Consider the following 23,829-nt stretch of genomic DNA (forward strand, 5'->3'; position numbering starts at 1 on the left):
CCCGGGAATTCCCGGGCCTTTGTTTTTCTGGGGTGTCTTTCATCCACGCATGGCGTGGATCTACTGATCCCGGCGCTCCCCGGTAGCTGCCGACCTTGGTCGGCGAATGCACCGCGACGCGTGCATGCCGCGTCGATGCCCGGCTTGCTATAGTGCGCGCGCCCTCAATCCATCACGGATTCGTTCCACATGCCCAACTTCCGTCCGCTTGCCATCGCCCTGGGCATCAGCCTGGCGACCCTGGTCCCGACCCACGACGCGTTCGCTGCCAAGAAAAAGGCCGCGCGTGCCCCGGCTGTCAGTGCCCAGTGCAGCGACTTCTATGACGCCACCAATGCAGGCTGGCTGAAGGCCAACCCGGTGCCGCAGACCGGCGCCACCACCGCGCTGGGCCAGCTTGTCGACCGCAGCCGCCAGCAGCAGCGTGAACTGCTCGACGCCGCGATGAAGGCGCCGCAGGGCAACGTGCAGAAACTGCTGGGTGACTTCTGGGCCAGCGGCCTGGACGAAGCCGCCGTGGAAGCAGACGGCTCCAACCCGATCGCCCCGCTGCTGACCCGCATCAATGCCATCAAGAAGGCCAAGGATGTGCCGGCCTCGATCGCCGCACTGCACCAGGTCGGCATCCCGGTGGCATTCAACTTCGGCCCGGACGTGGACCTGAAGGCGCTGGACCGCCACATCGGCTACTTCATGCAGGGCGGCATGGGCCTGCCGGACCCGGCGTTCTATACCCGCAGCGACGCCGACACCGTGGCGCTGATGGGCCGCTACCGCAACTACGTCAAGCAGATCCTGGCGCTGACCGGCACCCCGGCTGCCAAGCTGGATGCCGAGTCGCAGGCGGTGATCGCGCTGGAAACCGAGCTGGCACGCAATGCGCAGTCGCTGGCAGGCATCAACAACCCGTTCAACAACTACGCGCCGATCTCCACCAAGGAGCTCAACAGCCGCTACCGCAACCTGCAGCTGGATGCCTTCCTGAAGGCACAGGGCGTGGATGACGACCTGGTCTCGCTGGCCGACCCGGGCCTGTTCAAGCAGCTCGACGGCATGGTCACCAAGCTCAAGCCGGACCAGTGGAAGGCCTACCTGCGCTGGCGCGTGGGCGACTCGATGGCACCGTACCTGTCCAAGGCCTATCGCGACGCCGAGTTCGAATTCCGCGGCCGCGTGCTGCGTGGCGAAACCCTGCCGCCGCAGCGCTGGGAAGATGTGCTGGAGGCGATCAACGTGGCCGCCGGCCCGATGGTCGGTCGCGAGTACGCTGCCCGTTACCTGTCCGCCGAAGATCGCCGCCAGGCGGCGTGGATCGTCGACAAGGTGCGCGAAGTGCAGATCGAGGCGGTCAAGAACAGCAGCTGGATGAGCGCCGAAGCCAAGACCGAAGCGCAGGCCAAGCTGGCCGCGCTGAAGATCGAGATCGGCACCCCGCTGCGCGACCTCGACTACAGCGTGCAGCCGATGGGCCGCGGCTCGTTCGGCGGCAACATGCTGATTGCTTCAACCTGGCGCCATCGCGAAGAAATGAAGCGCATCGGCAAGGGCAACGCCGACCGTCGCTGGGACGTGCTGCCGCAGCAGCCGTCGCTGGCCTACGACCTGGCGCAGAACCGCCTGATCGTCACCGCCGCGATCCTGCAGGGCCCGGTGTTCAACGCCAAGGCCGATGCTGCCGACAAGTTCGGCAGCTTCGGTGGCCTGGTCGGCCATGAGCTGACCCGCGCGATCGATGCCAAGGGCGCGCTGGTCGACGCCAAGGGCGAGCTGCGCAGCTGGTGGACCCCGGCCGACAAGACCGCTTGGACCCTGCTCGGCAGCCGCGTGGCCGCGCAGTACAGCGCCTACGACTTCCCGGGCGTGAAGGGTGCCAAGGTCAACGGCACGCTCACCCAGGAAGAGAACCTGGCCGACATCGCTGGCCTGGAACTGGCCTGGGCGGCGTATGTCGCGCAGGAGCCGAAGGCCAAGCAGGCCCAGCAGCAGGGCTTCTTCCGCGCCTGGTCTGCGCTGTGGGCGCAGCAGCTGGCGCCGAACGAGGCCGTGCGCCGCCTGACCGCCGACATCCGTGCACCGGGCCTGTGGCGCAGCAACGGCACGCTGGCCAACCTGCCGGCCTTCGGTGCTACTTTCAGCTGCAAGGCCGGCCAGCCGATGCAGCGCAGCGAAGCGGAACAGATCAAGGTCTGGCGCTGAACCTGCTGCCACACGGATGATGCAGAGGGCGCCTTCGGGCGCCCTTTTTTGCGGGTGCAGCACGATCCCGGGTTAACACCCGGCATGCTATCGCTGCGGCTTCGTCCATCGCGGAGCCCCGACATGGCACACAAGAACACCATCTGTGTCTGGTATGACAACGGCGCGCTCGAGGCCGCCACCTTCTACGCCAGTATCCTGCCCGACAGCGCAGTAATTGCCGTACATCACGCACCGGGCGACTATCCCGACGGCAAGGAAGGCAACGTTCTGACCGTCGAATTCACCGTCTGCGGCATCCCCTGCGTCGGCCTCAACGGCGGCACCGCGTTCAAGCACAACGAAGCCTTCTCCTTCCAGATCCAGACCGAGGACCAGGCCGAGACCGACCGCCTGTGGAACGCGATCGTGGGCAATGGCGGCCAGGAGAGCCAATGCGGCTGGTGCAAGGACCGCTGGGGCATCTCCTGGCAGATCAGCCCGCGCATGTTGATCGAAGCGGTGACCAGCCAGGACAAGGCACTGGCCAAGCGCGCCTTCAACGCGATGATGCCGATGAAGAAGATCGACATCGCCACCATCGAAGCAGCGATCAAAAAAGGGGACGGAGGGGATTAAGTCGTTTTTCCCCATTGCCGGTGACCCCATGCGAATTGCGACTTGATTCCCTCCGTCCCCTTTTCCCGAGGTGCTGATGTCCTGGGATGCAATCATCATCGGCGGTGGCCACAACGGGTTGGTCTGTGCAGCCTATCTGGCACGCGCCGGCAAGCAGGTGCTGGTGCTCGAACGGCGTGGTGTGCTCGGCGGCGCCGCGGTCACCGAGGAGTTCCATCCCGGCTTCCGCAACTCGGTGGCGTCGTACACGGTGTCATTGCTGCAGCCGAAGGTGATCGACGACCTGCAGCTGCATGCGCATGGGCTGCGCATCGTCGCGCGCCCCGTCAACAACTTCCTGCCATTGCCGGACGGCCGCCACCTGTTGTCGGCGCCCGGCCGCACCCAAGCCGAGGTGGCGAAATTTTCCGAGCGGGATGCACAGCGCCTGCCCGCATATGAAGCGCGACTGGAGATTTTCGCCGACGTGCTGCGTGCGTGGGCCCTGCGTACACCACCGGACCTGGGCGTGGCGGGTGGTTGGCGCGCACTACCCGCACTGTGGCAGATGGGAAAGCTCGGCCGCGAACTGGCGGCGTTGGATGCACCACTGCGGCAGGAGCTGCTGGACCTGTTCACGCTGTCGGCGGCGGAGTACCTGGACCGCTGGTTCGAGAGCGAGCCGATCAAGGCGCTGTTCGGCTTCGATGGCATCGTCGGCAACTACGCCAGTCCGTACACGCCGGGCAGTGCCTACGTGTTGCTGCATCACGTGTTCGGCCAGTGCAATGGCGTGAAAGGTGCGTGGGGCCATGCGATCGGTGGCATGGGCGCGATCAGCCAGGCCATCGCCGCCGCTGCACGCGAGGCCGGTGCGGAACTGCGCGTGGATGCCGGCGTGCAACGGGTAGTGACCGAACAGGGCCGCGCCGTGGGGGTGGAACTGGCCAACGGCGAAACCCTGCGTGCACGCGCGGTGGTCGCCAACGTCAATCCGAAGCTGCTGTACGAACAGCTGCTGGAGCCGGCGCAGGTACCGGCTGCCACACGTGAGCGCATGGCGCAGTGGCGCTGTGGCTCGGGTACCTTCCGGATGAACGTGGCGCTGTCGCGGCTGCCGGACTTCCGCGCCCTGCCCGGCCCCGGCCCGCACCTGAGCGCGGGCATCATCCTGGCCCCCAGCCTGGACTACATGGATCGCGCGTGGCTGGATGCGCGGCGCGACGGCTGGTCGCGCGAACCGATCGTGGAGATGCTGATTCCCAGCACACTGGATGACTCACTGGCGCCAGCGGGGCAGCACGTCGCCAGCCTGTTCTGCCAGCACGTGGCGCCGGTGCTGCCCAACGGGCGTCACTGGGATTATTGTCGTGAAGCAGTGGCCGATCTGATGATCGCCACCGTTGAGCGGTATGCACCGGGTTTCGCTGACAGCGTGCTGGGCCGCCAGGTCCTGTCACCGCTTGATCTGGAGCGCACGTTCGGGCTGATCGGGGGCGACATCTTCCACGGTGCGCTCAGTGCCAACCAGTTGTTCTCGGCACGGCCGATGGTTGGCCAGGCCGGCTATCGCGGTGCCCTGCCCGGGTTGTATCTATGCGGGTCGGGTACCCATCCCGGTGGTGGCGTGACCGGCGCGCCAGGTCACAATGCGGCGCAGGTGGTGTTGCAGGATCTCTGAAGGCGTGCCGACCAATGGTCGGCACCTACCGCGTCAAATGATCCTGGCCAAGGTGTGCCAACCAAGGTTGGTACCTACCCGCGTGAAGCGAGGCACATCGCGCCTCACTTCACGCTGCGCAGATGGTTCGGGCGCTTCGGCGGGCCGGGCGGGCGACGCTTGTTGAATGGCGGCTGCCCGCGCCAGTAGCGGATCAGCAGCCAACCGAACAGCATGCCGCCCAGATGCGCGAAGTGGGCCACGCCCGGCTGCCAACCGGTCATGCCCAGCACCAGCTCACCCACACCGAACAGGATCACGAAGGTCCGTGCCTTCATCGGGATCGGCGGGAACAGCAGCATCACCCGCTGGTTCGGGAACAACATGCCGTAGGCCAGCAGCAGGCCGAACACGCCGCCGGAGGCGCCCAGCACCGTGGCCGGATTCTCCAGCAGGGTACCCACCAGCAGCTGGCAGACACCGGCGCCAGCCACGCACACCAGGTAGTACAGCAGGAAGCGCTTTTCGCCCCAGGTCTGCTCCAGCGGCGCGCCGAACATGAAGACCGCCAGCATGTTGAAGAACAGGTGGCCGAAGCTGCCATGCAGGAAGCCATAGGTCAGCAGCTGCCACGGCTGGAAGTTGCCGCCCGGCGAGAACGCATCGAAGCCCTGCTGCAGCGGTTGCAGCATGAACGGCTCGAAGGTCTGCATGCCGAGCAGGAACGGCTGCTGCAGCAGGAACAGGATCGCGTTGGCGATCAGCAGGGCCTCGGTGACGGTAGGCAGTCGCGGGAACATGGGAGCACCGGCATGGAACGGCCTCCATCATAGCCGCAGCACCGTGTGTTGTTGGCGACCGGCAGGCGCAGCCTGTTCAGTCGCCAGCGGTGCTCAGCCCGGGCCCCACACGGCGGCATCCAGCGCCGCGGCCGGATCGGTGGCCGGCATCCGCACCCGGCCGTTCTCCACCACCACGCCCTCGGCACGCAGCCGTTGTGACTGCTCGCGCCAACCAGCCGACCCTTCTTCCATGGCAATGCGCCCGTCCGAACGCAGCACGCGATGCCAGGGCAGGTCGGGATCGTCGTTCTGGCCGAGGATGCGCGCGGTCAAGCGCGCACGCCCCGGCAGGCCGGCACGCATCGCCACTTGGCCATAGCCCATCACCTGCCCCGCCGGGATCGCGCGGATCACCGCCAGGATGCGCGCCCGCGCCTGCTCCGGCGTCAGCGCCGCAGGCGGGTCACCAGCAGTACGCCGATCAGCACCAGCACGGTGCCGGCGATCTGTGCCGGCCCCATCGGTTCGTCGAGCAGCCATAGGCTCATCACGATGGTGGAAACAGGGCCCAGCATACCGACCTGCGCGGCCAGCGACGAACCCACGCGCTGCACCGCCAGCATGATCGCCAGCACGGGCAGTACCGTGCACACGGTGGCATTGACCAGCGACAGCCATTGCACCGGCGCCGGTGCCTGCCACAGCAACGGCAGCGGATGGGTCACCGCGAAATGCAGCAGCACCAGCACGCTGGCCACGCAGCTGGCGTAGGCGGTGAGGCGCACCGCACCGATGCGCGCGACCACCTGGCCACTGCCGAACAGGTACAGCGCGTAGCTGAGCGCACTGCCCAGTACCAGCAGGCTGCCGACGATGATCTGCCCGCCCTCGCGCTGAAGATCGTGGCCGAAGGCGAGCAGCACGCCCAGATAGCTCAGCACCAGCGCACCGATCTGCCAGCGGCCCGGGCGCTGCCGTGCCAGCAGCACGTTGATCAGCAGCACCAGGGTCGGGTTCAAGTAAAGAATCAGCCGCTCCAGGGTCACGCTGATGTACTGCAGGCCCTGGAAATCGAGCAGGCTGGACAGGTAGTAGCCGGTGAAGCCCAGCCACAGCACGCGGGCGCGGTCGGCCCAGGACAGCGGCTCTGCCCGGCGCGCAGCCCACAGTGCCATCAGCACGAACAGCGGCAGCGCCATCAGCATGCGCAGGGCGAGCAGCGTGGTGGCATCGACGCCGTGGCGCAGGCCGAGCTTGACGATGATGGCCTTGCCGGAGGCGGCGATGGCGCCGATCGCGGCCAGGCCGATACCCCCCAGCGCGATGCGCGGGGAAGCGGTGGCGATACGGGAAGCGGGGCTGGACATCAGGACGACGGCGGGCCGCATAGGGCGGCCCGGAAACGCATTGGGGGGGCGCCCAGTATCGCATGGGGGCGCCAGGTGCCCTGTAGAGCCTGCGCTCGGCTGCACCATGTCTGCACGGAATGCAGCCGAGCATAGGCTCGGCTCTACAACTGCGGGCTCAGCGCATCAGCACCACTTCCTCGGCCGAGGTCGGGTGGATCGCCACGGTGTCGTCGAACTGGGCCTTGGTCGCCCCCATCTTCACCGCCACCGCGAAGCCTTGCAGGATCTCGTCGGCTGCTTCGCCCAGCAGATGGATGCCCACCACCCGCTCTTCCGGGCCCACGCAGACCATCTTGAACAGGCTGCGCTGGGTGCCGTTGGCCAGCGCCTGCAGCATCGGGCGGAAACGGCTGTGATACACGCTCACCTGATCGAAACGGGCGCGCGCCTCTTCTTCGCTCATGCCCACCGCGCCCAGCGGTGGATGCGAGAACACCACGCTGGCTACGTTCTCATAGTCCATCTTCGACTGCGGGCGGCCGCCGAACAGGCGATCCATCAGGCGCCGCGATGCAGCCACCGCCACCGGGGTCAGGCCAACCTTGCCTGCGATGTCACCCACCGCATGCACGTTCGGCACGCTGGTGGTCTGCCATTCGTCCACCTCCACCTGCTGGTGCTCACCGATGCCGATGCCCAGCGCTTCCAGGCCCAGGTCGCGACTGTTGCCGCGACGGCCGGTGGCGAAGAACACCGCATCGAATACGCTGTCGAGCGGACCATCATGGCCGAATGCACGCACACGCTCGCCATCGCGCTGCAGTTCGCGCAGGCGATAGCCGAAATGGATGCGCACGCCCTGCTGCTTCAGGTTCTCGGCCAGCTGATCGGTCAGCTCGTAGTCGAAGCGATCCAGCAGCCGCTGGCCGCGCACCAGCAGGCTGACCTTGCTGCCCAGTGCCTGCAGCAGGCCGGCCAGCTCCACCGCAATGTAACCGCCACCGATGATCGCCACCTCGGCCGGTGCCGCGCGCAGATCGAAGAAATCATCGGAGACCAGGCCCAGTTCGGCGCCGGGAATGTCGGGCCGCAGCGGGTGCGCGCCGGTGGCGATCAGGATGTGCTCGGCGCTGTAGCGCACGCCATCGCTGCAGGCCACGGTGTGGGCATCGAGCAGATGACCACGCGCCGGAATGCGCACCACGCCGGTTTCGTCCAGGCGCTTGTGGTAGCTGGTGTGGATGTTGCTGATATAGGCCTGGCGATGGATCACCAGTTCCTTCCACGACAGCGCCGGGCGCGCTTCGACATCGAAGCCCATCGCACTGGCCAGGCCGATGCGCTCGTGCAGGTCGGCCGCCAGCCACATGGCTTTCTTCGGCACGCAGCCGACATTGACGCAGGTTCCGCCCAGTTCGCCAGGCTCCAGCATCGCCACGCGCTTGCCGTGCTGCGCGGCGCGGATCGCGCCAGCCAGGCCGGCGGAACCGCCGCCAAGGACGATCAGGTCGTAATCATAGGGTGCAGTGCTCATCGGAATCGCTCGGGTCGGTAAGGGGCAGGATCGATCGCCGGCGTGCGGCCGCAGACGAGATCGGCGATCAGCTGGCCGGTGCCGGCGCTCATGCTGATGCCGAGCATGCCATGCCCCGCTGCAAGCCAGACGTGAGGATGTGCGGGCGCGCGGCCGATCAACGGCACATCGTCCACGCTCATGGGACGCCAACCGCACCACTGCTCCTGCAGCTGCGCACCACGCGGCGCGCGCAGGTAGTGGTCGGCAGCGTGCTGCAGGGCCTGCAGGCGGGTCGTGCGCAGCTGCGGGTCGGCACCGGCGAATTCCATGGTGCCGCCCAGTCGCAGTGCTTCACGCCAGGCAATCACGAACACGGAATGGTCCTTCAGCACGACTGGGCGCTGCGGCACCTGCGACGGTCGCGACCAGGTCAGCGAATAGCCCTTGCCGGGCTGGATCGGCACGCGCAGATCCAGTTGCCGTGCCCAGCGCGGTGACCACGGCCCGGTCGCCAGCACCAGCTCGCGTGCGTGCAGCGTGCGCTCGCCGACGTGCACGCGCACACCCTGCGCGTCGGCGCTGAAATACCGCATGTCCGAGTGCTCTTCGATCACCACGCCCTGTGCGCGCAGCACGCGCGCCAGTTCGGCGGTGTAGCGGTCCGGACGCAGCTGCGCATCGCCGGGGAAGTGGATCGCACCGGCAAGGCGATCATGGAACGCTGGATTGTCGCGCGCGTAGTCGGCCCCATCGATGCGCACCGTGGCGATGCCCTGCGCGTTCAGCGCCTCACACTCGGCTGCATGGTGATCGAAATTGCGGGCGTCACCGAACACATAGTCCAGACCGCGCGCCTCGAACTCGCAGTCCAGCGCATGCGTCCGCACCCACTGCGCCAGGCGCAGCCGTGAATCATTCAACAGTGCGCCGCGTGCCCGCGTGGAGTGCAGCCAGTCACGCGCGTTGCAGCGCGCCCCGAACTGCAGCAGCCAGCGCCACAATGCAGGGTCGAGGCGTGTACGGACGTACAGCGGCGCACGCGGATCGAGCATCCAGCGCAGCGCCCGTAACGGCACACCAGGCGCTGCCAGCGGTGGCGCGTGGCTGGGGGTGATGGTGCCGCAGTTGCCATGCGAAGTCGCCGCACCCACGCGTCCCCGCTCGATCATACGGACCTGCCGGCCGTTCGCGCACAGCGCAAGCGCGGTGGCCAGGCCGATGGCACCGGCGCCCACCACGATCACATCCTCGCGCGCGCCCTGCATCGATCAGCCCTGCCCGGCCTCGCGCCGCATCGGCGGCCACTGCCGGTAGGTCATCGCACGCCACAGCCATTCCATCGGGCCAAAGCGGAAGCGGCGCAACCAGACGTGTGAAAGAGCCACCTGCACGGCAAACAACAGCAGTGCGAACAGCAGCTGCACGCTGCGTGGCATCATTTCGAACGCGCCCAGGCCGTAGTGGTAGAACAACCAGGTGCACAGCAGCGACTGGCCCAGGTAGTGGGTCAACGCCATGCGCCCGACCGGTGCCAGCCAGGCCAACCGCGCACGCCAATGCACGATCCACGCCAGGTAGCCCAGGCACATCGGCAGGCCACCGATCGTCACCAGTGCCATTGCGGCTGTCACCGGCAGATTGTAGGCACCCGGTGCCAGGTAGGGTTTCCAGGCAACACCGATCAACGTGACCAGCAGGCCCAACGGCAACGCAATCCAGCGCAGCGTCGCGTACAGGCGCGGGAAGCGCTCCGGTGCCGCCAGCGCGCCACTGCCGGCAAACCAGCTGCCGATCAGGAACATACCCAGCACCTCCGGGCCGGTGATCAGCAGCGCGCCCATCGACGTGCCGAACTCGCTCAGCCGCTGCGCATTGGCCTGCATCCAGCTGCCGTGCCCGTACACCAGGCGCTGCAGCTCGATGCTCTGCTGCGCGTCGGCGAGCATCTTCTGTACGTCTTCCGTCGAAGCCATCGACACCATCGCGCCCACCAGCAGCATCATCGCTATACCGCCGAGGTAGACCGTCACGCCCATCCACGGCAGCCAGCTGCGCGGCGCCTCGCGGCAGGCCAGCAGCGGCAACGAGACCAGCGCGTACATCACCAGGATGTCGCCGGACCAGACCAGCAGTGCGTGGCACAGGCCGATCAGCAACAGGCCAGCGCTGCGGCGCAGGTAGAACGGGGTGAAGTCGCGCCCGGCGGCCTCGGCGCGCTGCGCCATCACCGCGAAGCCGGCGCCGAACAGCAGCGAGAACAGGGTGAAGAACTTGCCCTGCACGAACACGTACACAAAGGCATCGGCCCAGTAGTCGATGCCCTGCCAGTGCACGTCGATGCCAGTGAAAGCCAGGTCCAGCGGTCCGCTGAAGGCCTCGATGTTCATCAGCAGGATGCCCAGCAACGCCGCACCGCGCAGCACGTCCAGTATGGCGATGCGTTCGCCGGAAGCCATCGGCTGCAGGGAAGGAGAAGCGGCGTTCACGGGGCATCCGTCAGGCAGGTCCGCCATTATGCCGCCGGCCCACACGCCATGTATGGCCGCGTCGTGTTCCAGAAACGCAACGGCCCGCCGAAGCGGGCCGTTGCTGCCATCACGATCGCGCTGCGATCAGTGGTGGTGGCCGCCGTCGCCGTGGACGTGGCCGTGGTCGATCTCTTCCTTGCCGGCTTCACGCACGTCAACGATTTCGACGTCGAAATGCAGGTCCTTGCCAGCCATCGGGTGGTTCAGGTCGACGTCGACGACGCTCATGCCGACCTTCTGCACGGTCACCGCACGCGGGCCGAAGTTGGTCTGCAGCACGACCTGCTGGCCCGGGGCCAGCTTGGTGTTGCCGAAATGCTTCTTCGGCACGCGCTGGGACAGGCCCTCGCGGCGCTCGCCGTAGGCATCAGCGGCAGTGACGTCGACGCTGAAGGTCGCGCCGGCTTCCTTGTCCATCATGGCGTTTTCCAGGCCCGGGATGATGTTGCCGTGGCCGATCAGGATCGCCAGCGGCTCGCCGCGGTCCTTGGACGATTCGATCGGCTCCTGGCCGACTTCGGAAACGGTGTAGTGGAAGCGGACAACGCGGTCTTTTTCGATCTTCATGCGCAACTCTGTCTGGATCTGCCGAAGGCAGGCGGGTTGGGGCGGGTTGTCGCCCGGCGGGGACGCCGCCATCATGACGGCCAATCCAAGGTGGCGCATTATCCGGAGATCATGCACATCACGCCAGTTTCGTCCGGCCAGCGCCGGTTTCTCGCCCCGGCCCTGCTGCTGGCCCTGACCCTGTTGATGACCGCCTGTGGCGGTGGCAAGGCCACACGCCCGGCCCCGCCCCCGCCCACGGCGAACTGGCCAAAGACCGTGCCGGACAACCCCGAGGCGGCCAACTCGGTGCTGATGCGCGCCATCAGCCTGGTCGGCACGCCCTACCGCTATGGCGGCAACACCCCGGATTCGGGCTTCGACTGCAGCGGCCTGGTCGCCTATGTCTATCGCGAGATGCTGGACCTGCGGCTGCCGCGCACCTCGCGCGACCTGGCGGCGGTACAGGGCCCGAAGATCGACCCGCAGCGCCTGGCCACCGGAGACCTGGTGTTCTTCGGCAGCCGCGGCAGCGTCACCCATGTCGGTATCTATGTGGGTGAAGGGCGCTTCGTGCACGCGCCGAGCACCGGCGGCACGGTACGCCTCGACTCGCTCAGCGGTCCCTACTGGAAGGACCACTACACAGGGGCGAAACGCGTCCTTCGCTAAAATGAACAGGTGATATGTTTAAAACTGTGACGTCCATCACCACGAAACTAACGGTTTACTAACGGAATTTTTAACTTATTGCCGCTTTTACAGGGCATGATGCCCCATCGTTTTTTTCCTGTGACCGACGCGTGACGACTGACGACCTGAAAAGCGAAGGCCAGACTTCCGTATCTTCACGTAGTGCCCGCCCGCTGTTGCTTGGCCTGGCACTCTGTCTGACCAGCCTTCCGGCCTGGTCGCAGACTGCTCCGAATCGTTCCGATGTGACCCCGGCCCCGGTGGCCGAGAGCACCGCCCGACCGGCCACCAAGGCCGAGGCCGCTGCTCCGCAGCGCAGCCGCGTCGATGCCGCCGCCAGTGCCACGCTGGCCGCCCTGCTGCCGCACCTGGCCGCCAATGACACCATTCCGCTGATGGACCGCTCGGCCGTGGTGGCGGGCGATCTCAGCCGCCTGCTCGCCAACTACGACACCAGCAGCGCCGCCAATGGCAGCGTTGTCGGCACCGCCGCCGATAACGGCAAGGTGCAGTCGCTGCTGCGCCGAGCGATGACCCTGCTGGGCACCCCGTACCGTTGGGGTGGCAGCAACCCGGACAGCGGCTTCGACTGCAGCGGCCTGGTCGGCTACGTGTTCCGCTCGGCGCTGGGCATCGAGCTGCCGCGCGTCTCGCGCGAGATGGCCCACGATGACAACGCCGAGCTGATCAACGACCGCACTGCGCTCGCCGCCGGTGACCTGGTGTTCTTCGGCCGCAAGGGCCGCGTCGACCACGTCGGCATCTATGTCGGTGACGGCCGCTTCCTGCACGCACCGAGCTCGGGCAAGGACGTCCGCGTGGACACCCTGCTCAGTGGTTACTGGGGCAACAAGTTCATGCAGGCCCGCCGGGTCGACCTCTGACCCGCTGGCGCTACGGCGCCGCCTGAAAGACAAAAAGCCGCTGCCCCGCAGCGGCTTTTTTGTTTGCGCCCCCGGTAGGTGCCGACCTTGGTCGGCATCGCGCCGCCTGCCCTGGTGGGTGCCGACCGTTTGTCGGCACTGCCTCCATCCACGCATGGCGTGGATCTACCAGGACCCGCCTTGGCCGCCACCGCGCCAACCAGCTCCCAAACAAAAGGCCCGCCGGGTCAGGGCGGGCCTTTTACATCTCCACGCAACCTCAGGCGCGTGGCGGTGTCGGGTCTGGATCGTCCACCCCGACATTGCTGGACGGATTGTCATACACCGCCTGATCGAGCAGCCCGGTCTCCTTGGCCACGATCACCGGCACCAGCATCTGGCCCGTCACGTTCGTCATCGTGCGCATCATGTCCAGGATGCGGTCGATGGCATACAGGTAGCCGATGGTCTCCAGCGGCAGGTTGGCCGCGCTCAGCACCACCGTGGCCATGATCACCGCAGTACCCGGCACGCCGGCGGTACCGAAGCTGCCCAGCACCGAGGCGATCAACACCACCACATACTGTTCCGGGGTCAGCGGCACACCGCTGTACTGCGAGATGAACACCGCGCACAGCGCCGGGTAGATCGCGCCGCAGCCATCCATCTTGATGCTGGCGCCCAGCGGCACCGCGAACGAACCGTAGTCCTTGTTCACACCCAGGTTGTGGGTGATCGAACGCAGCGCCACCGGCATCGCGGCGAAGCTGGACGAGCTGACAAACGCCACCTGCATGCCCGGCGCGGCGCCACGGAAGAACTTCAGTGGGTTCAGGCCGTGCGCCAGCAGCAGCGCGCTGTAGACCACCACGATGTGCAGGGCGCAGGCCACGTACAGGGCCAGCACGAAATGCCCCAGCGGCAGCAGCTTCTCGAAGCCGTAGCTGCCGACCAGGCCAGCGATCAGGCCGAAGGTGCCGATCGGGGTGACTTCCAGCACGAAGCGGGTCACCTGGATCATGATGTCGCTCATCTGGCCGACCAGCTTGCGCGCCTCGGTCACCTTCTCGCCCAGCTTGACGATGGCGAAACCGACCAGACCAGCAAAGAAGATCACCGGCAGGATCGAGCCACGGCCCGCGGCCAGCACGGTTTCACCGGCGGCGTTGACCTTGGTGCCGATGCCGGACAGCGCGTAGAAGACATTGGCCGGCACCACATCCAGCAGCACCTGCACCACGCTGGGCACTTCACGCGGCACGTAGTTGCTGGCCATCGTCAGTTGCAGGCCACCGGCGCCGGGCTGCAGCACGGTGCCCACGCCCAGGCCGACGCACACCGCCAGCGCAGCGGTGATCACGAACCACAGGAAGGTGCGGCCACTGAGCGCGGCGACCGATTTCTGGCCGTGCAGCGACGAGATCGCGTTGATGACCGCGAAGAACACCAGCGGCACCGCGATCATCTTGATCAGGGTGACGTACAGCTCGCCGAGCGGGCCGAACCACGTTTCCGCGGCCGGGCCGAGCGCCCAGCCGGCCAGCGCGCCGAGCACGAAGCCACCGACCACGCGCTGCCAGAATGGAATCCGCAGCCAGGCAGAGACCAGCTTCATAGGCAATCCAGAGGGGAAGGAAGGGATGCTGGCACGATAGCCCAAGGCGGCCCGCAGAACGACCGCCCGGCCGGCAAATCAGTGTGTCATCGGCGTGCCTTGCGAGGGCGGGCATAATGAACGTCCCGTTACAGTTTGTGAGATCCCAGCGTCCATGCGCCGTTCCGTCTCCCTGTTGGCCGCCTGCGCCACCACCCTGCTGCTGGGCGCCTGCGCCAGCACCTCCCCCGCGTCCGCTCCGGCCGGCCTGAAGGTCGCCGTCGATCCCGTTACCCACCCGGCCGGCGAGACGCCGCAGTGGTGGTACCGCAGCGGCGCGGCCCAGGCTGCAGCGAACGGTGCGATGTCCGGCAAGGCCAGGAACGTCATCCTGTTCCTCGGTGACGGCATGAGCCTGACCACGGTGGCCGCCTCGCGCATCTACGAAGGCCAGCAGAAGGGTGGCTCGGGCGAAGAGAACCTGCTGTCCTGGGAACGCTTCCCGGCCACGGCGTTCAGCAAGACCTACAACACCGATTCGCAGACCCCTGATTCGGCCGGCACCATGACCGCCATCACCACCGGCGTGAAGACCCACATGGGCGCGATCGGCGTCAGCGCCGGCAGCCGCACCGACTGCGCCGACAGCCTGTCCAAGGGCCTGCTGACCTGGCTGCAGCTGGCCGACAGCGCCGGCCTGGCCACGGGCGTGGTGTCCACCGCACGCCTGACCCATGCCACCCCGGCCGCCACCTATGCACATTCACCCGAGCGCAACTGGGAAAACGACACCGACCTGACTGAAGCGGCCAAGGCGGCAGGCTGCAAGGACATCGCCCAGCAGCTGCTGTCGACCTCGCGCTATGGCCGCGGCCCGCTGGTCGCCCTCGGCGGTGGCCGCGGAGAATTCACCACCGTGGAAGAGCGCGATCCGGAGTACGACGATAAGGTCGGCCAGCGCCTGGATGGCCGCAGCCTGGTGCAGGAATGGCAGCAGGCCCATCCGCAGGGCGCCTACGTCTGGAACAGCAAGCAGCTGGCCGCCGCCGCCAATGCGCCGGCCATCCTTGGCCTGTTCGAGCCGGACCACATGCGCTACGAGTACGAACGACCGCAGGATCCGGGCGGTGAGCCGAGCCTGGCCGAACTGACGGCTGCGGCGATCAGGAATCTGTCGAAGCACCGGGAAGGCTACGTGCTGATGATCGAAGGCGCGCGCATCGACCACGCCAACCACAGCGGCAACGCCTACCGTGCACTGACCGAGACCGTGGCCCTGTCCGATGCAGTGCGCGTGGCCAACGAACTGACCTCGGCCGACGACACCCTGATCATCGTCACCGCCGACCACTCGCACACGCTGAACTTCGTCGGCTACCCGGCACGCGGCAATCCAATCCTGGGCAAGGTGAAGGACAAGGGTGGCGAAGATGGCGCCGGCAAGCTGGACTACGCGCTGGACGGCACCGGCCAGCCGTACACCACGTTGAGCTACGCCAATGGCCCGGGCCATACCGGCAGCAGCAACCAGCAGCCGGCCGGCCCGAAGCGCTACCCGCACAACCCGAGCAGCTTCGAACCGGCCAACGGCCGCCCGAACCTGCGCGAGGTCGACACCGAGCATCCGGACTACATGCAGGAAGCACTGGTGCCGATGAAGTCCGAGTCGCACGGCGGCGAAGACGTCGGCATCTGGGCACGTGGCCCGGGCAGCAAGGCGATCCGCGGCACGCTGGAACAGAACGCGATCTACCACATGATCGTGCAGGCCACCCCGGCCCTGCGCGAGCGCCTGTGCCAGGCCGGCACCTGCGATGACAAGGGCGTGCCGGTGCAGCTGCCGGCGCCGACGGCCTTCGAACGCAAGGCCGAGGCCAAGTGATCGCACTGCAGGCCCGCCCTGCGCCTGCCAGCGGCCGCTTCGCGCGGTCGCTGGCCCTGCTCGGCGTGCTGGCCAGTGCCAACGCGCTGGCGCAGGCACCGGCGTGCAAGCTGCTGACCGACGAACACGGGTTGTGGCCGCTGCCCAACTGCGAAGTGGTCGACCACCGGCCGAAGATCCAGCCGGACACCCTGAAAGACCTGAACTTTGATGACCACGGCCTGGCCGTGGTGTATGCCGACCAGGGTTTCCACTACGTCGACCGCAAGGGCCGCAGCCTGCCGGTGCTGACCTGGGACAACGGCCCGGAGATGCCGGAAGAAGGCCTGCTGCGCGGCCGCGTCGGTAATCGCGTGGGCTACTTCGATCTGACATTCCGCCAGGTGGTGCCCGGCACCTTCGATTTCGCCTGGCCGTTCCGCGACGGCGTGGCCGAGGTCTGCAACGGCTGCCGTCGCGGCACGCCGGATGCCGACGGCCACACGCCGATGGAAGGCGGAGAGCGGTTCCGGATCGACCGCTCGGGTCGTCGGGTGAAGTAGGTTTTCGGCAGGGCTGCGCCCTGCACCTGCACCTGCAGACGCAACGGCAACGGCAACGGCCGAAGCAACAGCAACAGCGTGCATTCCGTGGGATGGCGGGGCACTGTGGGTTTGCGGGGACGGCGCAAGTACGTCCATGTAGCCTTGGTCGCCGCATCCATGCGGCTCACACCCCGCAAACCCACAGTGCCCCGCCTTCGACAGTTTTCCGGTGGCCAGTAGATCTACGCCATGCGTGGATGAAATCTGTCAGATATCGAATTGAATCCGGGGTCAGATCCGTTTTCCGCAGGAAAACGGATCTGACCCCAAGAGCAATTCCGACAGTTCGCAGGAAACTGTCGAAGGCGGGGTGGGTCCGGTTGCGGGAGTGTCCGCGGCATGGATGCCGCGGCCAAGCCCCCATGGATGGGTTTACGGCGTCTCCCGCAACCGGGCCCACCCCGCCATCCTTCAGGAACCCAGCTTCTGCTGTTGCTGTTGCTGTTGCTCTGGATCGTAGCGGGTGCAGGGCGCAGCCCTGCCGAGCAACCCTATACTTGCCGCCGTGACTGCCTTCCCTGCCCTTGTTCCGCTGGATGCGCCGCTGCTGGTGGGCTACAGCGGTGGTGTCGACTCCACCGTGCTGCTGCACTGGCTGTGGCGCTGCGCCCAGGCTTCCGGCACGGCGCTGCGTGCGGTGCACGTACACCACGGCCTGCAACCAGCAGCCGACGACTGGGTACGGCATTGCCAGCAGCAGTGCGCAGCACTGGGCGTCAAGCTGGCCGTGCGCCACGTACAGATCGACAGAACCACAGGCCTGGGCCTCGAAGGCGCAGCGCGCGAAGCACGACGTGCAGCGTTCACTGCTGAACTGCGCGAAGGCGAAACACTGGCGCTGGCACAGCACCAGGACGATCAGGCCGAGACCTTCCTGCTCCGCGCGCTGCGCGGCTCCGGTGTCGATGGCCTTGCCGCGATGGCCGATGACAGTCAGTTCGGTACGCACCGCCTGTGGCGTCCCTTGCTGCACGTACCGCGCACCGCACTGCTCGACTATGCCCGGCAACACGCGCTGCGTTGGATCGAGGATCCCAGCAACGCCGAAGACCACGCCGATCGCAACTTCCTGCGCCTGCAGGTACTGCCACTGTTGCGCCAGCGCTGGCCGCACGCCGCCGCCGCGTTGGCCGGCAGCGTCCTGCATTGCCGGCAGACCCGCGAACTGCTGGATGAAGAAGACGCCGAGCTGATCACACACCTGGAAGTCGCTCCACGCGTGCTGTCGCTGCAGTTGCTGCGTCAGGTGTCACCGGGACGCGCCGCGCGCGTGCTGCGCGCCTGGGTGATCGGCCATGGTGCCGCCCCACTGCCGGCCACGGTGCTGCAGCAAGGCCTGGACGAACTGCTGCCGGCCGGCAATGATCGCCAGGCGCGGGTGCGCTGGCACGATCATGCCATCCAGCAATGGCGCGAGCATGCCTATCTGCTACCCGCGCAGCTGCCATCGCTGCCCCGCGCGTGGCAGGCCGAATGGGATGGGCATGCTCCCCTGCCGCTGCCCGATGGCGGCCAGCTGCGGCTGCAGGGCGGCGCCGCCTTCGAGCGCCCGCTGCAGGTCCGTGCACGCGTGGGCGGAGAGCGCATCCTGCTGCCAGGTCGCCAGCATTCGCACGCATTGAAGGACTGCCTGCAACGCGAACATCTCGCCCCCTGGCGACGCGCGCAGCTGCCGCTGATCTTTGATGGCCCGCAGTTGCTGGCCGCCGCCGACGTGGTCATCTCCGCGCCACTGCAGGCCTGGTTGCAGGCCCACCAGGCACAGCTGCAGTGGCGTCCCGGCGGCTGGTGAATTGACCCCCGCGCGCGGCCCGTCCACACTTGCCACATGGCCAAGAAGTCCCCCGAAAACGCCTCCCCGGTCGCCCAGTTCGAGCAGTCGCTCGAATCGCTGGAACAGCTGGTGGAGCAGATGGAAACCGGCGAGCTGAGCCTGGAAGCCTCGCTCAGTGCTTACGAACGTGGCGTCGGTCTGTATCGCCAGTGCCAGCAGGCGCTGGAGCAGGCCGAACTGCGCGTGCGCCTGCTCAGCGATCCGGCGCAGCCGGAAGCATCCGAGCCCTTCGATCCGCCCAACCATGACGGCTGAGGTTCTGTTCGCGCGCTGGCGCGACCGTATCGAAAGCCAGCTCGACGCTGCCCTGCCCTCGCCTGCCGAAGCACCGCAGCGCCTGCACCAGGCCATGCGCTATTCGGTGCTGGGCGGTGGCAAGCGCATGCGCCCGCTGCTGGTCTACGCCAGTGGCCACCTGTTCGGTGCACAGCTGGAAAGCCTGGATGCGGCGGCTATGTCCGTCGAACTCATCCACGCCTACTCGCTGGTGCATGACGACCTGCCGGCGATGGATGACGACGCGCTGCGCCGTGGCAAGCCGACCACCCACATCGCCTTCGACGAAGCTACCGCGATCCTCGCCGGCGACGCGCTGCAGACCCGTGCCTTCGGCCTGCTGGCCGATGCACCGCTGCCGGCCACGCTGCGCGTGGCCTGCCTGCAGACCCTGGCCCACGCCTCCGGCGCGTCCGGCATGTGCGGCGGCCAGGCCCTGGATATCGATGCCACCGGCCAGCAGCAGACGCTGGCGGCATTGACCCGCATGCATGCGCTGAAGACCGGCGCGCTGATCCGCGCGGCAGTGCGCATGGGCGCGCTGTGCGGCCAGGCCCACGAACCGCAGCTGGCCCAGCTGGACAGCTTCGCCGATGCACTCGGCCTGGCCTTCCAGGTACGGGACGACATCCTCGATGTCGAGGCCAGTTCCGAGCAGCTGGGCAAGACCGCCGGCAAGGACCAGGCGCAGGACAAGAGCACCTTTCCCGCCCTGCTTGGCATGGACGGCGCAAAGGCCCAGCTGCACGAACTCGCTGCACGCATGCAGTCGATCCTGGCCGGGTATGGCGAGGAAGCCGATGCGCTGCGTGCGCTGGCGACGCTGGCGGTCGAACGCGATCATTGATCGCTCGCCGGGCACCGCCCGTCGCTCCCCGCACATGAAAACGCCCGGCAATGCCGGGCGTTTTCAGTTCCGCATGCAGCCGGTATTACTTGATCAGGCGCAGCGCGAACGGGTAGCGATAGGCTTCGCCGTTGTTGGCCTTGACCGCTGCGATGATGCTGAACACCAGGCTGATGATGCCGACGATCGGGGCCAGGAAGACGCCGATGATCACGATGGTCAGGATCATGCTGATGACCATGGCGATGGTCACGGTGATCTGGAAGTTCAGGGCTTCCTTGGCCTGGTCGGTCACGAAAGCCTTGCCAGCATCGTCCTTGTTGATCAGCCAGATGATCAGTGCGCCGATGAAGCCGGTGAAGATGCCCAGCAGGTGGGCAGCCAGGGCCATGGTGCGCTGGTCGGCCGGCACGTCGGTGGTGGCCGGCGGCGGCGGGACGTTATCGAATTCGCTCACGACAAAACTCCTTTTCATTGGGTGGTCTTGACCCACCAGCACCAAGCTGGTTGCGTCAGGCGGGCATAGCTTACGCCATCGACGCCATCAATCATTACCGGCGATGGTCATCCGCCCCAGCAGGATCGAACCGGTCCGGATGTGCGAGCGCGGGTCGACGTCGCTGCCGACCGCTTCGATGCTGCTGAACATCTCGCGCAGGTTGCCGGCGATGGTGATGCCATCCACCGGGTACTGGATCTCGCCATTCTCGACCCGGAAGCCGCCGGCACCGCGCGAGTAGTCGCCGGTCACCCCGTTCACGCCCTGCCCCATCAGCTCGGTCACCAGCAGGCCATCGCCCATCTGGCGGGCGATCTCCTGCAGGGAGCCCGCGTTGGCGGCCAGTTGCAGGTTGTGCACGCCACCAGCATTGGCGGTGGTCTGCAGGCCCAGCTTGCGCGCCGAGTAGCTGCCCAGCACATAGCGCTGCAGCACGCCGTCACGGACCAGGGCCGAAGCACGGGTGGCCACGCCGTCACCGTCGAAGGCGGCCGAGCGCAGGCCACGGCGCAGGTGGGGCAGTTCCTCGATCTGCATCCAGTCCGGGAACAGCTGCTGGTCAACACTGTCCAGCAGGAAGCTGGCCTGGCGGTACAGGGCACCGCCGGACACCGCCGACAGCAGGTGACCGACCAGGCTGCGCGCGACTTCCGGGGCGAACAGCACCGGCATGCTGCCGGTGGCCATCGAGCGAGGCTGCAGGCGGGCGACGGTACGCTCGGCGGCACGACGACCGACCAGGCCCACCTCCTCCAGGTCCTCGCGGGCCAGCGCACTGGTGTACCAGCCATCGCGCTGCATGCCATCGCCCTGGCCGGCGATCAGCGCACAGCCCACCGAATGATGGGTGCCACGCTCACGGCCGAAAAAGCCATGCGAATTGGCGTACACCGACAGGCTCTGCATGCTCGACACCGAGGCGCCGTCGGAGTTGCGGATCTGCGCATCGGCCTCACGACCTGCGTTCTCGCAGGCCAGGGCCAGGTCCACCGCCTCGTCGGCCTGCAGCGCCCAGGGATGCCAGCTGTCCAGGTCGGGGAAGTCGGTCGCCATCAGCGCCGCCTCGGCCAGGCCGGCGGCCGGGTCGTCCTCGGTATGGCGGGCGATCGCGCAGGCCTGCTCGACCGTGGCGGTGAGGCTGGCCTCGTTCAGGTCGCCGGTGCTGGCGCTGCCCTTGCGTTGGCCGAAATAGACGGTGACGGCGATACCGCGGTCGCGGGTGGACTGCACGGTCTCAACCTCGCCAAGGCGGACATTGACCTCCAGGCCACGGTCCTCGCTGCAGCTGACCTCGGCCTGGCTGGCGCCCAGCGCCCGGGCACGGTCGAGCAGCTGCTGGGAAAGGTCGGCCAGCCGTTCCAGCCGGGCCGGGCTGTCGTCGCCGACAGCGACTTCAGGGGCGATCACGTTCAATGCTTTATCCTGTACGGGTTGGGCCCGGCATCACGCCGGGCGACTTTTTTTGAGATCAGGTAGGAACGATGCGCGGACGCGACGAAGAAACCGGTGAATTCCACGACAAGAGCCGCAGCCAGAACCGGCGCGATGCGCTCGACGTCCTGGCCCTGGGCGAGAAGCTGGTGTCGTTGACCCCGGCCCAGCTGGCGCGCCTGCCGATTCCGGAAGACCTGCTGCCGCATATCGCCGAGTGCAAGCGCATCACCGCCCACATCGCCCACAAGCGCCAGCTGGCGTTCCTGGCCAAGCACATGCGCCGCGAAGAAGACGCCACGCTGGATGCGATCCGCGATGCCCTGGACGCCAACAGCGAAACCGGCCGCCGCGAAGTGGCGATGATGCACCGCGCGGAAGACTGGCGCGAGCGCCTGCTGGCCGAGGGTGACAAGGCACTGGCGGCACTGCTGGACGACTACCCGCAGGCCGACCGCCAGCAGCTGCGCACGCTGGTGCGCAATGCCCAGGCCGAGAAGGCGAAGAACAAGCCGCCGCGCGCCTACCGCGAAATTTTCCAGGTGCTGCGTGCCCTGATGCTGCCGGCCGCGTTGGGCCTGAAGGCCAGCGCCGAAGACGCCGCCCCCATTGAAACCGACGAAGCCGACGAGGACTGAGTCCTCGCCGGCAGGGGCGGTGGCACTGGCCATCGCCCGGCTCAGGCCTGGGTACCGCCGACGGTGATGCCCTCGATCAGCAACGAGGGCTGGCCGACACCCACCGGCACGCTCTGCCCGTCCTTGCCGCAGATACCCACGCCCTCGTCCAGGCCCAGGTCGTTGCCGACCATGCGCACCTTCTGCATGGTTTCCGGACCGTTGCCGATCAGGGTCGCGCCCTTCACCGGCGTGGTGATGCGGCCGTCCTCGATCAGGTAGGCCTCGGTGGCCGAGAACACGTACTTGCCACTGGTGATGTCGACCTGGCCGCCGCCGAAGTTGACCGCGTACAGGCCCTTCTTCACCGAACGGATCATCTCCTGCGGGTCATGCTGGCCGGCGCGCATGTAGGTGTTGGTCATGCGCGGCATGGTCATGTGCGCGAACGATTCGCGGCGACCATTGCCGGTCGGCGCCACGCCCATCAGGCGCGCGTTGAGGCTGTCCTGCATGTAGCCGACCAGGATGCCGTCCTCGATCAGCGTGGTGCACTGGCTGGGATGACCCTCGTCGTCGATGTTCAACGAACCACGGCGTCCATCCAGCGTGCCGTCATCGACGATCGTCACGCCCGGGGCGGCAACGCGCTCGCCGATGCGCCCCGCGTAGACGCTGGTGCCCTTGCGGTTGAAGTCGCCCTCCAGGCCATGGCCGACCGCTTCATGCAGCAGCACACCGGGCCAGCCCGGGCCCAGCACCACCGGCATCACGCCGGCCGGTGCCGGTACCGCTTCAAGATTCACCAGCGCCTGGCGCAGCGCCTCACGGGCGAAGGCTTCCGGGCGGCCGTCGGCGAACAGCTCCTCATAGCCATAGCGACCTCCGCCACCGGCATAGCCGGACTCGCGACGGCCGTTGTGCTCGACGATCACCTGCACGTTCAGGCGCACCAGCGGGCGCACGTCGGCGCCCAGCACGCCGTCGCTGCGGGCGATCAGCACCGTATCGACGCCGCCGGACAGGCTGACCATCACCTGCTTCACGCGCGGGTCGGCAGCACGCAGGTAGCCGTCCAGGCGCTTGAGCACCTCGACCTTGGCCTCGTTGCCGACGCCATCAATCGGGTCCAGCGCCGGGTACAGCGCGCGCGCGTTGCCGCGCAGCAGCGAGCGCCCGGTCTGGGCACCACCTTCACGCGAGATCGCGCGCGCCGACTGCGCCGCCACCCGCAGCGCATCGGCATGGATGTCGTCGGAGTAGGCGAAACCGGTCTTCTCGCCGGAAATCGCCCGCACGCCCACACCCTGCTCGATGGAATGCGCGCCGTCCTTGACGATGCCGTCTTCCACGCTCCAGCTCTCGCGGCGGGCGTGCTGGAAGTAAAGGTCACCAAAGTCCACACCGGGGCCGAGCAGCTGCCCGAAGGTGTGCTCCAGGCCAGCGGTATCCAGGCCGCCAGGGCGCAGCAGGCGGTCTTGGGCAAGCGTCAGGGCGATATCAGTCATGGTTCTCGATCTGGGGATGCGGGGGCG

General features: G+C 67.3%; 22 protein-coding genes. 11 read left to right on the plus strand and 11 right to left on the minus strand.

What is annotated here, in order from left to right:
• Positions 1 to 189 precede the first annotated feature (189 nt).
• The 3 genes from AC5P6E_RS18265 to AC5P6E_RS18275 all read left to right on the plus strand — a co-directional run bounded on the left by AC5P6E_RS18265 (position 190) and on the right by AC5P6E_RS18275 (position 4,474).
• Entirely contained in the window at positions 190 to 2,196 is a 2,007-nt protein-coding gene (locus tag AC5P6E_RS18265) for a M13 family metallopeptidase (RefSeq protein ID WP_010483006.1), read from the plus strand.
• Between the two features lie 123 nt (positions 2,197 to 2,319).
• Entirely contained in the window at positions 2,320 to 2,814 is a 495-nt protein-coding gene (locus AC5P6E_RS18270; RefSeq protein ID WP_010483004.1) for a VOC family protein, read from the plus strand.
• 76 nt (positions 2,815 to 2,890) lie between these two features.
• Positions 2,891 to 4,474, plus strand: a complete 1,584-nt coding sequence (locus AC5P6E_RS18275) for an FAD-dependent oxidoreductase (RefSeq protein WP_019338611.1) — start codon at positions 2,891 to 2,893, stop codon at positions 4,472 to 4,474.
• Positions 4,475 to 4,578: 104 nt separating this feature from the next.
• Here the strand turns inward: AC5P6E_RS18275 and AC5P6E_RS18280 are convergent, their stop codons facing one another.
• From AC5P6E_RS18280 to AC5P6E_RS18310, 7 genes are all read right to left on the minus strand, one after another.
• On the minus strand, positions 4,579 to 5,253 hold the full coding sequence (locus tag AC5P6E_RS18280; RefSeq protein WP_495231175.1) for a rhomboid family intramembrane serine protease: 675 nt from the start codon (positions 5,251 to 5,253) through the stop codon (positions 4,579 to 4,581).
• Between the two features lie 93 nt (positions 5,254 to 5,346).
• A complete protein-coding gene (locus AC5P6E_RS18285) occupies positions 5,347 to 5,685 on the minus strand; it encodes an MGMT family protein (protein WP_224329410.1) in 339 nt (112 codons plus the stop codon).
• Complete coding sequence (locus tag AC5P6E_RS18290) at positions 5,682 to 6,602, minus strand: DMT family transporter (RefSeq protein WP_029550870.1); 921 nt, start codon at positions 6,600 to 6,602, stop codon at positions 5,682 to 5,684. Before AC5P6E_RS18290 ends, AC5P6E_RS18285 begins: the two co-directional genes overlap by 4 nt.
• Before the next feature lie 157 nt (positions 6,603 to 6,759).
• On the minus strand, positions 6,760 to 8,118 hold the full coding sequence (gene gorA, locus AC5P6E_RS18295; RefSeq protein WP_010482995.1) for a glutathione-disulfide reductase: 1,359 nt from the start codon (positions 8,116 to 8,118) through the stop codon (positions 6,760 to 6,762).
• Positions 8,115 to 9,365: an FAD-dependent oxidoreductase gene (locus AC5P6E_RS18300; protein WP_019338613.1), complete on the minus strand. Its 1,251-nt coding sequence runs from the start codon at positions 9,363 to 9,365 to the stop codon at positions 8,115 to 8,117. The genes gorA and AC5P6E_RS18300 overlap by 4 nt, the downstream gene beginning before the upstream one ends.
• A 3-nt stretch (positions 9,366 to 9,368) precedes the next feature.
• A complete protein-coding gene (locus AC5P6E_RS18305; RefSeq protein ID WP_164192405.1) occupies positions 9,369 to 10,613 on the minus strand; it encodes a DUF418 domain-containing protein in 1,245 nt (414 codons plus the stop codon).
• Between the two features lie 99 nt (positions 10,614 to 10,712).
• Positions 10,713 to 11,195, minus strand: a complete 483-nt coding sequence (locus AC5P6E_RS18310; RefSeq protein WP_010482989.1) for an FKBP-type peptidyl-prolyl cis-trans isomerase — start codon at positions 11,193 to 11,195, stop codon at positions 10,713 to 10,715.
• 111 nt (positions 11,196 to 11,306) lie between these two features.
• Here AC5P6E_RS18310 and AC5P6E_RS18315 point away from each other — a divergent pair, with 111 nt between their 5' ends.
• Entirely contained in the window at positions 11,307 to 11,846 is a 540-nt protein-coding gene (locus tag AC5P6E_RS18315) for a C40 family peptidase (RefSeq protein WP_019338616.1), read from the plus strand.
• A 131-nt stretch (positions 11,847 to 11,977) separates the two neighbouring features.
• Positions 11,978 to 12,751, plus strand: a complete 774-nt coding sequence (locus AC5P6E_RS18320) for a C40 family peptidase (protein WP_010482985.1) — start codon at positions 11,978 to 11,980, stop codon at positions 12,749 to 12,751.
• Positions 12,752 to 13,010: 259 nt separating this feature from the next.
• On the opposite strand, the gene AC5P6E_RS18325 is transcribed toward AC5P6E_RS18320, so the two are convergent.
• Positions 13,011 to 14,345 carry a dicarboxylate/amino acid:cation symporter gene (locus AC5P6E_RS18325; RefSeq protein WP_019338617.1) on the minus strand — a complete coding sequence of 445 codons (1,335 nt, stop codon included), beginning with the start codon at positions 14,343 to 14,345 and terminating at the stop codon, positions 13,011 to 13,013.
• A gap of 154 nt (positions 14,346 to 14,499) precedes the next feature.
• Here AC5P6E_RS18325 and AC5P6E_RS18330 point away from each other — a divergent pair, with 154 nt between their 5' ends.
• From AC5P6E_RS18330 to AC5P6E_RS18350, 5 genes are all read left to right on the plus strand, one after another.
• Positions 14,500 to 16,206 (plus strand): alkaline phosphatase, encoded by a 1,707-nt coding sequence (locus AC5P6E_RS18330; RefSeq protein ID WP_019338618.1) that lies wholly within the window; start codon positions 14,500 to 14,502, stop codon positions 16,204 to 16,206.
• Positions 16,203 to 16,748, plus strand: coding sequence for a WG repeat-containing protein (locus tag AC5P6E_RS18335; protein WP_019338619.1), 546 nt, complete (start codon positions 16,203 to 16,205; stop codon positions 16,746 to 16,748). Before AC5P6E_RS18330 ends, AC5P6E_RS18335 begins: the two co-directional genes overlap by 4 nt.
• A gap of 547 nt (positions 16,749 to 17,295) precedes the next feature.
• Positions 17,296 to 18,582: a tRNA lysidine(34) synthetase TilS gene (tilS, locus tag AC5P6E_RS18340; RefSeq protein WP_029550871.1), complete on the plus strand. Its 1,287-nt coding sequence runs from the start codon at positions 17,296 to 17,298 to the stop codon at positions 18,580 to 18,582.
• 36 nt (positions 18,583 to 18,618) lie between these two features.
• Positions 18,619 to 18,879, plus strand: a complete 261-nt coding sequence (locus AC5P6E_RS18345; protein ID WP_019338620.1) for an exodeoxyribonuclease VII small subunit — start codon at positions 18,619 to 18,621, stop codon at positions 18,877 to 18,879.
• Positions 18,869 to 19,747, plus strand: coding sequence for a polyprenyl synthetase family protein (locus tag AC5P6E_RS18350; protein ID WP_019338621.1), 879 nt, complete (start codon positions 18,869 to 18,871; stop codon positions 19,745 to 19,747). The genes AC5P6E_RS18345 and AC5P6E_RS18350 overlap by 11 nt, the downstream gene beginning before the upstream one ends.
• A gap of 85 nt (positions 19,748 to 19,832) precedes the next feature.
• On the opposite strand, the gene AC5P6E_RS18355 is transcribed toward AC5P6E_RS18350, so the two are convergent.
• Positions 19,833 to 20,204 (minus strand): DUF4870 domain-containing protein, encoded by a 372-nt coding sequence (locus AC5P6E_RS18355; RefSeq protein WP_010482972.1) that lies wholly within the window; start codon positions 20,202 to 20,204, stop codon positions 19,833 to 19,835.
• Between the two features lie 87 nt (positions 20,205 to 20,291).
• The gene (gene pmbA, locus AC5P6E_RS18360; protein WP_019338622.1) at positions 20,292 to 21,659 is read right to left on the minus strand and encodes a metalloprotease PmbA; all 1,368 of its coding nucleotides are present in this window, start codon (positions 21,657 to 21,659) and stop codon (positions 20,292 to 20,294) included.
• A 68-nt stretch (positions 21,660 to 21,727) separates the two neighbouring features.
• Between pmbA and yjgA the strand changes: the two genes are divergently transcribed.
• Complete coding sequence (gene yjgA, locus AC5P6E_RS18365; RefSeq protein ID WP_019338623.1) at positions 21,728 to 22,315, plus strand: ribosome biogenesis factor YjgA; 588 nt, start codon at positions 21,728 to 21,730, stop codon at positions 22,313 to 22,315.
• A 41-nt stretch (positions 22,316 to 22,356) separates the two neighbouring features.
• Here the strand turns inward: yjgA and tldD are convergent, their stop codons facing one another.
• Entirely contained in the window at positions 22,357 to 23,802 is a 1,446-nt protein-coding gene (tldD, locus tag AC5P6E_RS18370; RefSeq protein ID WP_019338624.1) for a metalloprotease TldD, read from the minus strand.
• Between the last annotated feature and the right edge of the window lie 27 nt (positions 23,803 to 23,829).

It is taken from the genome of Stenotrophomonas sp. YJH_SMC_16, from assembly GCF_059367875.1.